The organism is Methylobacterium jeotgali, from assembly GCF_022179345.1.
Classification (GTDB): Bacteria; Pseudomonadota; Alphaproteobacteria; order Rhizobiales; family Beijerinckiaceae; genus Methylobacterium; species Methylobacterium jeotgali.
Genome location: NZ_BPQR01000035.1, coordinates 59079 through 71666, shown reverse-complemented (window position 1 = coordinate 71666; position 12588 = coordinate 59079). Strand labels below are relative to the sequence as shown.

Below are 12588 nucleotides of genomic sequence, written 5' to 3'. Positions count from 1 at the left end.
GGTCAGGCGGGAATGCCGGCGCTGGCGACGGTCTCGGTGGGCGAGACCGGCTCGGGCGGGGCGGGGGGCGGCGCACCGTCGTCCCGCACCCGGGTCTTCTTGGGGTCGTAGTGCGGGAACGGCACGACGGTGGCCGCGAGCCGCTTCTGGTGGCCGTCGAGCTTTCCGATCTCGACCGCGGCGCCGTCCGCGACGGTGACGTCGAGGCGGGCCAGCGCGATGATCCTGCCGAGCACCGGCGACTTGGTCGCGCTCGTGATCACGCCGACCTGCCCGCGCCCGACATGGACCGGGTCGCCATGGCCGACCGCCTCGTTGCCGGCGACGTCGAGACCGACGAGGCGGCGCTGCGGGGCCGCCCGGCGCCGGGCGATCGCCTCCTGCCCGACATAAGGGTCGGTCTTGGCCGCCGGCACCGCGAAGCCGATGCCCGCCTCGATCGGGTCGGTCTGGTCGCAGAACTCGTAATCCGCGAAGATCAGGCCCGCCTCGATGCGCAGCATGTCGAGGGCCGCGAGGCCCGCCGGGGTCAGGCCGTGCGGCGCACCCGCCTCGGTGATCGCGTCCCAGACAGTCCCCGCCTGCGAGGGATGACACCAGACCTCGTAGCCGAGCTCGCCCGTGTAGCCCGTGCGCGAGACGACCACGGGCACGCCGCTGATCCGGCCGACCGTGAAGCGGAACCACTTGAGCTCGGACAGGCTCGGCTGATGGGGCGGCGTCACCACGAGCGTGCCGAGGATGTCGCGGGCGCGGGGCCCCTGCACGGCCACGTTGTGGAGCTGGTCGGTCGAATCCTTGATCCAGACCTTGAGGCCGTTCTCCTCGGCGAGCCGGCGCAGCCAGAGGCCGCAGTAATCGTCGCCGCAGATCCAGCGGAAGTTGTTGGGGCCGAGACGGAACACCGTGCCGTCGTCGATCATGCCGCCGTGCTCGTAGCACATCGCCGCGTAGACGATCTGGCCGACCGCGAGCTTGCGCAGGTCGCGGGTGAGCGCGCGCTGCATCAGCGCCTCGGCGTCGGGGCCGATCACCTCGAACTTGCGCAGGGCCGAGAGGTCCATGATCACCGCGCGCTCGCGGCAGGCCCAGTACTCGGCGATCGGTCCGGCCGAGGAGAAGCAGCTCGGCAGCCAGAAGCCGCGATAGTCGTCGAACGTGCGTGTCAGGGCGGCGGTGCGGGCGTGGAAGCCCGTCTCGCGGGTCAGGCGCGGCTCGGAATCGGGCGTCATGCGGTGGCTCATCCCACGGGGAAAGTCACAGGCGGCGTCGTAGACGCGCACATGGATGTCGGTCGGGAACCAGCCATTGGCCGGGTCGATGTCGTCGGCGCAGGAGGAGGTGGCGCAGACGAGGTCGGTCAGCGCCCGCAGGAGCACGTAGTCGCCCGGCCGCGACCAGGGCTCGTCCATGTCGATGCGGTCGTCCGAGCCCGGAATCGTGTTGTAGAAGAAGTTGATCGCCGGCCAGCCCTTGCGCGAGGCGACACCGTGCGGCGCCAGCACCGCGTTGAAGTTGTCGGTGCAGTTCGAGTGGCCGGGATAGCCCATGTCCTCGTAATACTTCGCCGAGCAGGCGAGCATGAAGGTGTCGTGGCGGCCGACCGTGTCCTGCACGACCTCGACGAGGGGGATCATCCGCGCGTCGAAATACTTGGCGTGGAGGCCGGGCTTGGGCGAGGACGTGCCCATCAGCGTGTGGGTCGTGGTGGCGTCGAGGCCGAACTCCCGTCCTTCCGCCAGCTCGGCGGCGTCGAAGGCCAGGAAGTCGGCGCACTGGCGCCCGTCGACGTCGATGATCTGGATGTATTGGCCGGCCTTCACCGTGTAGGCGCGGGCGGTGGCAGCCTCAACGCGCAGGTCCTGCAGCGGCGGGGCGAGGGGCGGGGGCGCCTGCCCGACGATCGAGGTCCGGGGCCGGATCGCGAGGCGCAGCTCCGTCGGCGGGTTCTGGGCCTCCGGCGCCATCGCCGCGCCGGGGGCGGCGAGAAGACAGAGCGAGTCCCGCGCCGCGATGCCCTCCCAGGCGGTGTCGGCCGGGGTCTCCCCGCCGAGGATGGCGAGGCCGGCGAGGTCCGAGGGGCCGATCCCGCCCGCGTCCAGGCCGGCCCGCGCCGAAGCGGCCTCGCCGATCGCGTCGAGGAGGGCGGCGAGCGCCGGCGGCTCGCCTTCGGAGGATGCCTCGAAGGTGCCCGGCAGGGCGTAGAGCAGCCCGCCCTGCAGGCCCTCCGGGTCGACGACGCGCAGGGCGTCGCCGGCCGAGACCGTGAAGAGGGCGCACCGCCCCCCCGGCACCCGGAGCGTGCGCTCCCGCGGGGGAAGCGCGGCACCGCGTGCCGGCTGCCGGGCAGGCTGAAACCAGATCTGGTTCATGGCGTGCGTCCTTCCTCGGACCTTGCTCAGGAGCGAGCGGCTCGGAAGCGGCCTACTCGGCGGCCTGGGGCAGGCCCATGAAGGCGGGAAGCGAGTCGTCCAGGGCCTTCATCCACGTCGTGTGATGGACGGGCGACATCGTGCCGGTGATGGTCGAGGGGTAGGACCGGTCGCGATAGGTCAGGATGCCCTCCATCTTGTGGTGCTCCCACTCCTTGAAGAGGGCGGCCACCTTGTCGACGTCGAGACGCGGGTAGTCGGTCGCAGCGAGCAGCTCGCGCACGTACTCGGTCTGGAAGTCGATCGCCTCGAAGGGGTTGGTCAGGGTGTCCTGAAGGCTGAGCCACTTGGCGATGTCGGCGGCCTGCACCTCGCGGCTCGGCAGCTCCAGCTTGCCCATGATGTAATCGCGGGCGTACCAGGCCTGCGCATCGAACATATTGAAGGTGTAGTACTGATCCTGCATGCCGAGATAGATCAGCTTCGGATTGTCCTGCCAGAAGATGCCCTTGTAGAGCCCGGCCGGGTAGAGGCAGTTCTTGGTCTTGAGACGCAGGGAATCCGGCAGGAACGGGTAGCTGTGCTGGTAGCCGGTGCAGAAGATCACCGCATCGACCTCGGCCGAGGAGCCGTCCTTGAAATGGGCGACCTTGCCGGTGAACTTGGTCAGGAGCGGCCGCTCCTCGAAGCCCTCGGGCCAATCGAAGCCCATCGGCCGGGTGCGGTAGCTGAACACGATCCCCTTGGCACCGTACTTGATGCACTGCGTGCCGATGTCCTCGGCCGAGTAGCTCGACCCCACCATGAGGATCCGTTTGCCGGCGAACTCGTCGGCCACGCGGAAGTCGTGGGCGTGCATGACGCGGCCCGGAAACTGCTCGATGCCCTCGAAATGCGGGACGTTGGGCACCGAGAAGTGGCCGTTGGCGACGACGACGTGATCGAACTCCGCGGTCTCGTGCGCGTCCTTGACGAGGTCCTTGACCGTCACCGTGAACTTGCCGGTCTCCTCGGAGTAATCGACCCAGCGCACCGGCGTGCAGAAGCGGATATGCTTGCGCACGTCGCTGCGCTCGACGCGGCCGGCGATGTAGTCGTGCAGCACGGCGCGCGGCGGGTAGGAGGGGATCGGCCGGCCGAAATGCTCCTCGAAGGAGTAGTCGGCGAACTCCAGGCACTCCTTCGGCCCGTTCGACCAGAGGTAGCGGTACATGCTGCCGTGGACCGACTCGCCGTTCTCGTCGAGCCCGGTGCGCCACGTGTAGTTCCAGAGCCCGCCCCAGTTCGACTGCTTCTCGTAGCAGACGAGCTCGGGCACCTCGGCGCCGGCCCGGCGGGCGGCCTCGAAGGCCCGGAGCTGCGCCAGGCCGCTCGGGCCGGCGCCGATGATCGCGACACGCTTCGTCATGATAGGCGTCCTCGAAACGGGATGACGGAGGAGGTCAGGCGCGCTCGTCGAGCGGGTGCGTGCGCAGGCGCATCGGGTCGTAGAATGGGGTGCGGACCACGTTCGCGGCGAGGGTGCCCTTGTCGGAGCGGATCTCGACGGCGGTGCCGAGCGCCGCGAGCTCCGGCGGCAGATGCGCGAGGCCGAGCGACTTCATCAGGTGGCGGCTGTAGGTCGTGCTGTTGACCGTGCCGACCTCGCGGCCCTCGTGAAGGATCGTGGCGCCGGGGGGCACCGCCGCGTCGTCGAGGATCTCCAGGCCGACCTGACGGAAGCGGACTTCGTTGCGCCGCCGCTCCAGGGCGGCCTTGCCGCGGAAGTCGGGCTTGCCGAGATCGACCGTCCAGTCGGCCCCGACCTCCCAGGGGGTGGTGTCGGGCCTGGGCATGTCGAAGGGGAAGAACAGCAGCGCCCCCTCGACGCGCACGATGTCGAGACAGGCCCAGGAGGCGGCGCAGATGCCGAAGGGCTTTCCGGCCTCCAGGATCGCGTCCCAGATCGCGACCGCGTCCGCGGCCTTGCAGAAGACCTCGTAGCCGCGCTCGGCGGAGTAGCCGCCGCGGGCGAGCGACACGTCGAAGCCGAACAGCGTCGTGCGCGCGTGGCGGAAGTACTTGAGGCCGGCGAGGTCGAGGGGCGTGTGGGGCTTCAGGATGTCGAGGGCGAGCGGGCCCTGGAGCGAGAGGATGTGGACGTCGTCGTCCTTGGCGACGCTCACGTCGCGCCCCTGCGTGAAGAGCGGCAGGGCCCCCTCGAGATCGCCGCCGCCGTGGGAGATGCGATAGGCCTGCGGGCCGTCGCAGTAGACGAGAACGTCGTCGATCAGCGAGCCCTCGTCGTCGACGATGTTGCTGATCGCGGATTCGCCGGGCTTCAGCTTGGAGATGTCGCTCGTGAGCATGGCATCGAGCATCGCCAGGGCATCCGGACCCGACACGTCGACGATGCGCAGCCCCGTGACGTCGAACAGGCCGGCGCGGGAGCGCACGAGGGTCGTCTCCTCGTAGGGGTCCGTCGCGTAGGTCTGCGGGATCGGCATCCCGTTCCAGTCGGCGTCCAGCTTCGAGCCGAGCGCGAGATGGCGCTCGTTGAGGGCCGACTGACGGGGAAGGTCCTTGTAGCCCATGTCGCGAGACTCTCCATGCTGGGGATCGTGCGCCGGTCGCGGCAGGCTTCCGCGCCGGCTCATCAAGCGGCCGCCATAGTCTCCACGCACCACCTGAAGGCGCGAAGATTGGTCGACAGGCGAAGGACTTTTCGCTTTGTTCTTATCTCAGGGAAATTTTTAGCCAGCGCCAAGAGGACATCGCAATGGTGACTGTTGGCACCATCGAGATCTTGCAGATGCGAAGATCGCGGCGCGAAGATTTTGCGGCGCGCCCTTGGCAAGACCCGTGCCCGAGCCGCCTCGAGCGTCGTCCCCGGACCGTTTCACCCATGCCGTCCCCGGGTGCGTGATGCGCGAAAACCACGAATACAGCGCCCCGCGACGTGCGCGGGCCTCGGTGCGGGCCCTCGATTGACAGCGCCGGGAATCTTCGACCGTATCGAAGCATGAGCGACGGCGTACAGTTATCCGCTCCGGTTCGACTCACCGACGGCGCGTGGTTCGCTCAGCTCGGCGAAGTCGCCGTCTCGATCGGATCGGACGATTTCCACCGAAAGCTGCTTCACCTGGCGGGGCTCTGCATCCGGCACGATTCGAGCTGGATCATCCGCTACTCGCGGGTCGCGCCGCCCGACGTGCTCTACACTTCGCGGGTGCCGGCCGAGATCGTGGCCTTCTACAACGAGAAGGGGCAGTACATCGATCCGTTCTCGGCCCGGTGGCGGCGCACCGGCCGGCCCGGCGTCCTCACCCTCTCGGAGCTGGGGACGGAGAGCACCGAGGCCGTTCTCTACACGAAGATCTTCACGCCCGCCGCCAAGATCGCCGACGAGATCGGGATGTTCTTCTCGACCGTCGGGCATTGCTGCTTCGGCCTCTTCCTGGAGCGCGAACGCGGCTCCTTCTCCAAGGCCGACATCGAGCGGGCGAAGCTGATCTTTCCGGCCCTCGAAGGCTATCACCGCAGCCATCTCGGGCAGCTCTTCAACCACCTGCGCTACACGAGCGGATCCGAGGAGGAGGGTCTCGTCCAGCGCCCGACCCTGATCCGCGACCGGCACCTCGTCGAGGTGTTCTCCAACGCCTCCTGGCGCGAGGCCGTCGCGGCGGACGACACGATCTTCCCCCTGGTCGAGGCGCTCGGCGCGGCCGACGGGCTCGAGACCCTGCAGACCCGGGACTACACCCTGCGGACGGAGCCCTTCGACCGGAACTTCCCCCTGGCGCCGGGGGGCCGGATCTTCACCCTGGAGGCCGCGAGCGCGCCGCGGGAGGAGATCGACTACGGGGCCGCCGCCCAGATCCTGCGGACGCTGACCCCGCGCGAGCGCGACATCCTCATCCTGACCATGAAGGGGCAGGCCACCGGCCAGATCGCCCAGGCGCTGGGGATCAGCAAGGGCACGATCAAGAACTGCAAGCTGCGGATCTACCGCAAGGCCCTGGTCTCCTCGGAGCGCGACCTCGTGAAGAAGCTCACGCCCTTCTTCCCCTCGGCCTGAGGGCGCGGCCTCCGCCTCCCGGACGCAAGCACCCGGCGCGATCGGATCGCGCCGGGTGCTCCTTCGGGCGGAGGAGGCGAAGCCTTAGAGCTGGAAGATCCAGTTCGACACGAGCAGGACCACGACGCCGGCAACGAGCGTCAGGTAGGGCAGCATCCCGGCCCTCTTGGCGCTCCTGGCGCCCTCGGGGCCGACATGGAGGTCCTCGAAGGTCTCGTGCGGGAACTTGCCGCCGTCCTGCACATAGTGGCGGAACAGGAAGACCGGGATGATCAGGGCCGCCGTGACGAGGCCGGCCCAGAGCGCGATCGGGTTCCAGACCTTCGCGCCGGCGCCCATGAAGACCACGTTCACGAAGGCGAACACGCCGCCGAGCACCAGCACGATGGTCGGCGCCCGGTAGGGGCGCGGCACGTCGGCCGAGTCGATCCGGTGGATCCAGGCCGAGTTCAGGTTGAGGAAGTTGAAGATGATGTAGCCGCAGTTCGACACCGCGAGGATGAAGAAGAAGCTCGTCGCGTCGGCGCAGGCGATCGCCAGCACGACGAGGTTGACGCCGAGGTCGGTCCACATCGCGGCGGTCGGGGCGCCGTGCTCGTTGACGCGGCTGAGGTAGCGCGGGAGCCAGCCGTCGACGGAGCCCTGGTAGAGCGTGCGCGAGGAGCCGGCCATCGCCGTCATGATGCACAGGATGAGGGCGAGGATCATCAGCATCACCAGGATGCTCTCGACCAGCGGGCCGCCGCCGACCATGTGGGCGAGCGCCGCCGCGACGCCGGACCCGTCGACGATGGACGGCTCCAGCATGCCCTCGACCCCGAGCATGCTCTGGAAGGTGAACGGCACCAGCGTGAACAGCACGAGGCAGAGCAGGCCCGAGTAGAAGATCGCCTTGAAAGTGTCGCGGCTCGGGTCGCGGAACTCGCTCGTGTAGCAGATCGCCGTCTCGAAGCCGTAGGTGGACCAGGCGGCGATGAACATGGCGCCGAGGACCAGCGTCCAGCCGGTGAGGTTCCACGCGCCCGGCGCTGGTGCCGAGGGGGCGGCCAGCGGAACCAGCGGCGTGAAGTTGCTCCAGTTCACCCCGTGCAACAGCAGCGGCACCACGCCGACGATGAACATCGGGATGATGACGAGCAGGCCGATCCACTTCTGGACGTTGGCCGTGCCGAGGATGCCCCGGTGCTGGACCGCGAAGACCGCGAGCATCAGCACCGCGCCGATCACGAAGGCGGCGTTGAGCGAGAGCGAGACCGGCCCGAGCGTCGTCGAGAACAGCGTCCAGGTGCGGATGGCCGGCGAGACCGCGGCGACGGCGGCGGCGAGCTTCTCGGCCTCCGTGCCCTGCAGCGTCGAGGCGTTGGCCGCGAGCCACTGGACTACGGCCGGGGAGGTCGCGGTCGGCGCCGGGGCTAGGGCGTTGAGGATGTAGGAGGCGGCGATCGAGCAGCCGAGGGACAGCACCGGCGTCCAGGCGAACCAGTTGCACCAGACCGAGAGCGGGGCGATCAGCTTCGAGTAGCGCACCCAGGCCGCCGCACCGTAGATCGAGGCGCCGCCCGACTTGTTCGGGAACAGGCCGGCGATCTCGGCATAGGTGAAGGACTGGATGAAGCCCATCAGCATGGACAGCGTCCAGATCAGGAAGGCGAGCTTGCCGGTGTTGCCGGCGATGCCGCCGACCGAAAACAGCACCAGCGCCGGCACGCCGCTCGCGACCCAGAAGGCCCCGGTCCAGTTGATGCTGCGGTGGAGCTGCCCCTGATCCGCACGCGCGATGGGAATCGCCGGTGAAGCGGGCGACGCCTGGTTGATGCCGACACTCATCACGAACTCTCCCGAATCGATGGTTTGGGGAATGTCCGACTGACCGTGGGGGGAAGGCCGGTCAGGTCAGCTCGATGCGCGGCCGGCGCCCGAAAGGGCACCCGCACGACGGGAGACCGGCCTGCCGGGCAGGCGCGGCCTCGTTCGATGGGTTTCGTCCTTCGCGACGGACGAAGATCTCCGAAACGATCCGCGGAGCCGGGCCGAGTCACGGTCTCCAGCTTGTGAAAACAGTTCGGATGGCCCTCCCGGAGAGCGTCGTCCTCGAAGAAGGGACGCCGGCCGGGATCGAATTCTTTGTCTGCTCGTGGCGGACCCGGGCCAGCCGGACATTCGCCACAGGAATATTCATTTCCTTGCGGCGATACACTGTCAAGCACGATCGCATGAAATTTCGCGAACGTGAACGGACTTTGCCACAAAATACGTCATCATGAAGAAAAATAGCGCATCCTGCGCATCGTGTTCGCAGGATGCAGTCCAGTAATTCAGATATCTTTGCCATGCGATATACTCGCACGATCAACCTTTTCTTTAATTCGATCGAATCGATATGATCGACAATGCTTTATCCGTCTGTGCTCTGGCATGGTCGGTTCCTTGCGATGCAACATCGATCCTTGCGGCGAATGTTCTGCGCTCTTGCGTTCGATGCCTCAGCGCTTCTATTCTCGACAGGAAATGTCAGTTCTTTCAGAGAACTTTGCGGCGTCCTGCAGGTGTCTCGGCACCCTCGATGCGCGTCCTGAAACGCCTCCCCTCTGCCGGAGTCTGCGATGATCGATCAGGGCATCAAGAGCCGGCCGACCTACGAGGCGCTCCGCCGCGACCCGACCGGGCGCCGCCATCTCTACCTCTGCGCGGGGGAAGGGCCGGCGCCGGACGCCCTCTCCGACGGCCCCCTGGAGAGCTGGACCGTCGCGCCGGCCGCCGCCGAGGGGACGCTCCGGCGGCCGCAGGGCGAGGGCGAGCGCCGGTTCCGCTCGAGCCGGCAGCTCCTCGACACGCTCGGCCGGCGGCTCGCCGGCGAGCGCATGGGCCTGCGCCTCTACGCGGAGGGCCCGGAGGACTTCCTGTGGGACGTCTTCGGGATCGCCCAGGATCACGGGCTCGGCCGGTCCGAGGTGTTCCTGAAGCAGTCCGGCACGCTCGCCCGCAGGGTCCAGTGCGTCCACTGCAAGACCTTCAACGAGGGCGTCACGACCACGATCGTGCGCTGCGCCGGATGCGGCGCCAACCTGTTCGTGCGCGACCACTTCTCCCGCCGGCTCTCGGCCTTCCAGGGCGTCAAGATCGACGCCGAGCAGCCCGGCGACGTCCCGCAAGCCGAACGGGCCTATCCATGATCCTCGACCGCCTCATCCCGGCCCGCGTCGCCGGCATCGACTCCCTCGGCCCGACCCTGAAGCGGTTCCGCTTCGAGCCCGAGAGCGGGCGCTTCCCGACCGCGGCGCCGGGGGCGCATATCCTCGTCACCCTGCGCGGGCCCGAGCGGGTCTGGAAGAACGCCTACTCGCTCGTCACGCCGCCGGATCAGCGGGACGGCTACGCCATCATCGTGCGCCGGGTGCGGGACTCGCGCGGCGGCTCGCACTTCCTGCACGACCACCTGCGGCCGGGCGACCGGGTCGAGATCGGCCCGCCCGCGAGCCTGTTTCCGATCGCCAGCCTCGCCCGCCGCCACATCCTGATCGGCGGCGGCATCGGGCTGACCCCGTTCCTGTCCTACGTGCCGGTGCTGCGCGCCCGCGGCGCCGCCTTCGAGCTGCACCAGTACTGCACCGACGAGGAGACCGGGATCTTCCGTGAGCTCCTGGCCGAGGCGGGCGCCGGCGTCACCGTGCACGGCGAGACCTCCCGGCGCTCGTTCACGGAGGTTCTCACCGACCAGCCGCTCGGCACCCACGTCTACACCTGCGGCCCGGCGGGGATGATGGAGGCCGTCGAGGCGGCTGCCCGCGACCTCGGCTGGCCGGAGGCCGCCATCCACAAGGAGAGCTTCGGCGGGGCTGAGGGCGGCCGGCCCTTCCGGGTCACCCTCGCCCGCTCGGGGCGTACCCTCGACGTTCCGGAGACGCAGAGCCTGCTCGAGGCCCTGGAGACCGCGGGCATTGAGGCACCCTGCCTGTGCCGCGGCGGCGCCTGCGGCGTCTGCCTCACCGGCGTCGTCGACGGCGAGATCGAGCACCGCGACCACGTCCTCACCGAGGAGGAGCGCGCCGGCGGCCGGCTGATGGCCACCTGCGTGTCGCGGGCCCGCTCCGACGTTCTGGTCCTCGATCTGTAAGGAGAATCCGCGATGGGCATCGAGTTTCGCAGGGACGAGCGCTTCCGCGAGAGCTTCTCCTACCGCAACAGCGACGCGGGCGTGCTGCGCTTCCCCTTCCCGTTCGGGGAGGACCGGTACATGTACTCGGTCAACATCGAGCCCCATACGCGCGGCGGCCCGAGCCCGGCCTTCGCCCACGCCTTCGACGTCGACGAGCACTACGTCGCCGAATGCCGGGAGCGCGCCCTGGTGCTCGCCGACGATCCCGGCCGCTGCCAGGTGCTGCCGCATATGATGCCGGCGCAGTGGGACACGCTCGAACTGCTCATGGAGAGCCTTTCGGCGGACTACCCGGAGCATTTCAGCCTGACCAAGGACGGCGACGCCTGGCGCTGGATCAACCGGCCCCTCGGCCTCGACCAGAGCTTCGTCTTCGGCAGGCCCGAGACGCTGCCCTGCCCGCCGTTCGAGTACATCACCCGCCAGGCGCAGGGCGACTTCACCCTTCAGGACCAGCGCGACGACAACCTCTTCGTCGACGGCGGCATGGTGACGACCCAGGCCGACTGGTCCCTCGACTTCGACATCGGCATGAGCTTCCACGAGTGGCACGGGCCGGTGCCGCTGGCCCACGACATCGGCGTGTTCGACCGGGCGCTGCGCTTCCTGCTGCGCCTGCAATACGGCCAGCCGGTCCGGCGCCTGAACTGGACCATGACCATCAACCCGCGCCTCGACACCTCGCCGGAGAACTATCCGGACTGGGGGCCGGACCGGACAACGGTCACGCCGGAGAACGTCGCCGACAAGGTGCACCTGCGCGTCGAGCTGCAGACGCTGTTCCGGCTGCCGCGCTCCAACGCGATCCTGTTCGGCATCCGCTGCTATCTGCTGAGCGTCCGGGACATCGAGCGGGTCGAGAAATGGCGCAAGCGCCTGCACCGGGTGCTGACGACGCTGCCGCCGGAGCTCGCGGAGTACAAGGGCCTGACCCGGTACCGCGACACGCTCATCGCCCATCTCGCCGCGGGCGATGACGGCGCGGCGCTCTCGCCGGGCATCCAGCCCGACCAGACGGCGCTCGCCGCCCGCTCCTAGGGATCCGTTCCACCGCCCGGTCCCTCACCGCGCCGACAGCGCGCGGGCGAGATGCTCGATGAAGGCGGTGACCTTGGGGCTCGCCAGCCGGCGCGAGGTGTGGAGCGCCCAGACCTCGGTCGGCGGCCCGTCGAGGACGCCCCAGAGGACGAGCCGCCCGGCCTCGACGTCCCGCTCCGCGAGCGAGCGCGGCAGGACCGCCGCGCCGCTGCCCGCCAGAACCGCATCGCGCAGCATCGGCAGGGCGGACAGCCGGAGCACCGGCTCCGGCCGGAAGGCGAGGCGCCGCTCCCCGTCCGACACCGACCAGACCTCGCCGGGGAAGGGCCCGGACCGGACCAGGGCGGGGAGGGGGACGGGCTCCTCCGGGACGAGCCCCGGCGGGGGCATCGGCAGGCTCGGAGCGGCGACGAGCCAGCGCGGGTCGCGCATCACGCAGCGCCCGACCAGGCGCTCGTCCGGCCGCGGGTTGACCCGGATCACCACGTCGTAGCCGTCCTCCACGGGATCGGCGAGGCGATCCTCCGCCTCGATCTCGAGCCGCACCTCTGGATGGCGCGCGGCGAACGCCGCCGCGACCGGCCCGAGGGCCGTGTTCGAGAGCAGCATCGGCGCGCTCACCCGCAGCCGGCCCCGCGGCCGGTCGAGGCCGGAGGCGACGGCCTCCGCGGCCTCCGTGATCTCGGCGAGCAGCGGACCGGTGCGCGCGTGCAGGACCGCGCCGGCCTCCGTCAGGCGCAGGCTCCGGGCACCCCGCTCCAGCAGCCGGACCCCGAGCCCGGCCTCCAGTTCCGCCACCCGACGTGACAGCGTGGCCTTCGGCCGGCCGCTCGCCCGTGCCGCCCGGCCGAAGCCGCCCTGCGTGGCCACGAGGTTGAAGTCGGCGAGGGCGTGGAGATCCATGGGGCCGGCCATTCGTTCCATCGGTGAGACGGCGCGTTCCGTTTCAGCCGTCTATGACCCGC

8 protein-coding genes and 1 pseudogene are annotated in these 12588 nt (G+C 69.4%); 4 read left to right on the top strand and 5 right to left on the bottom strand.

The window, feature by feature from the left end; genetic code table 11:
* Nucleotides 1–83: 83 nt before the first annotated feature.
* The 3 genes and pseudogenes from MFF04_RS10760 to MFF04_RS10750 form a co-directional block, all read right to left on the bottom strand.
* A pseudogene (locus tag MFF04_RS10760) lies at nucleotides 84–2372 on the bottom strand (trimethylamine N-oxide demethylase); the annotation flags it as partial.
* Nucleotides 2373–2424: 52 nt separating this feature from the next.
* Nucleotides 2425–3780, bottom strand: coding sequence for a trimethylamine monooxygenase (locus MFF04_RS10755; protein WP_238275722.1), 1356 nt, complete (start codon nucleotides 3778–3780; stop codon nucleotides 2425–2427).
* Nucleotides 3781–3814: 34 nt separating this feature from the next.
* Entirely contained in the window at nucleotides 3815–4945 is a 1131-nt protein-coding gene (locus MFF04_RS10750) for an aminomethyl transferase family protein (RefSeq protein ID WP_238275720.1), read from the bottom strand.
* Nucleotides 4946–5373: 428 nt separating this feature from the next.
* Between MFF04_RS10750 and MFF04_RS10745 the strand changes: the two genes are divergently transcribed.
* On the top strand, nucleotides 5374–6429 hold the full coding sequence (locus MFF04_RS10745; protein ID WP_238275718.1) for a helix-turn-helix transcriptional regulator: 1056 nt from the start codon (nucleotides 5374–5376) through the stop codon (nucleotides 6427–6429).
* Between the two features lie 84 nt (nucleotides 6430–6513).
* Here the strand turns inward: MFF04_RS10745 and MFF04_RS10740 are convergent, their stop codons facing one another.
* A complete protein-coding gene (locus tag MFF04_RS10740; protein ID WP_238275717.1) occupies nucleotides 6514–8256 on the bottom strand; it encodes a trimethylamine N-oxide permease in 1743 nt (580 codons plus the stop codon).
* Between the two features lie 776 nt (nucleotides 8257–9032).
* Here MFF04_RS10740 and MFF04_RS10735 point away from each other — a divergent pair.
* From MFF04_RS10735 to MFF04_RS10725, 3 genes are read left to right on the top strand one after another with little or no spacing between them, the layout of a single operon-like run.
* The gene (locus tag MFF04_RS10735) at nucleotides 9033–9602 is read left to right on the top strand and encodes a dimethylamine monooxygenase subunit DmmA family protein (protein WP_238275716.1); all 570 of its coding nucleotides are present in this window, start codon (nucleotides 9033–9035) and stop codon (nucleotides 9600–9602) included.
* Complete coding sequence (locus tag MFF04_RS10730) at nucleotides 9599–10543, top strand: PDR/VanB family oxidoreductase (RefSeq protein ID WP_238275715.1); 945 nt, start codon at nucleotides 9599–9601, stop codon at nucleotides 10541–10543. Before MFF04_RS10735 ends, MFF04_RS10730 begins: the two co-directional genes overlap by 4 nt.
* A gap of 12 nt (nucleotides 10544–10555) precedes the next feature.
* Nucleotides 10556–11623 (top strand): heme-dependent oxidative N-demethylase family protein, encoded by a 1068-nt coding sequence (locus tag MFF04_RS10725; protein WP_238275714.1) that lies wholly within the window; start codon nucleotides 10556–10558, stop codon nucleotides 11621–11623.
* Nucleotides 11624–11647: 24 nt separating this feature from the next.
* On the opposite strand, the gene MFF04_RS10720 is transcribed toward MFF04_RS10725, so the two are convergent.
* Nucleotides 11648–12526 (bottom strand): LysR family transcriptional regulator, encoded by an 879-nt coding sequence (locus MFF04_RS10720; RefSeq protein WP_238275713.1) that lies wholly within the window; start codon nucleotides 12524–12526, stop codon nucleotides 11648–11650.
* Between the last annotated feature and the right edge of the window lie 62 nt (nucleotides 12527–12588).

Excerpts from the sequence above, each read along its gene's own strand:
- MFF04_RS10720 (WP_238275713.1), bottom strand. The coding sequence starts at position 12,526 with ATGGATCTCCACGCCCTCGCCGACTTCAACCTCGTGGCCACGCAGGGC.
- MFF04_RS10745 (WP_238275718.1), top strand. The coding sequence starts at position 5,374 with ATGAGCGACGGCGTACAGTTATCCGCTCCGGTTCGACTCACCGACGGC.
- MFF04_RS10750 (WP_238275720.1), bottom strand. The coding sequence starts at position 4,945 with ATGGGCTACAAGGACCTTCCCCGTCAGTCGGCCCTCAACGAGCGCCAT.
- MFF04_RS10735 (WP_238275716.1), top strand. The coding sequence starts at position 9,033 with ATGATCGATCAGGGCATCAAGAGCCGGCCGACCTACGAGGCGCTCCGC.
- MFF04_RS10725 (WP_238275714.1), top strand. The coding sequence starts at position 10,556 with ATGGGCATCGAGTTTCGCAGGGACGAGCGCTTCCGCGAGAGCTTCTCC.
- MFF04_RS10740 (WP_238275717.1), bottom strand. The coding sequence starts at position 8,256 with ATGAGTGTCGGCATCAACCAGGCGTCGCCCGCTTCACCGGCGATTCCC.
- MFF04_RS10755 (WP_238275722.1), bottom strand. The coding sequence starts at position 3,780 with ATGACGAAGCGTGTCGCGATCATCGGCGCCGGCCCGAGCGGCCTGGCG.
- MFF04_RS10730 (WP_238275715.1), top strand. The coding sequence starts at position 9,599 with ATGATCCTCGACCGCCTCATCCCGGCCCGCGTCGCCGGCATCGACTCC.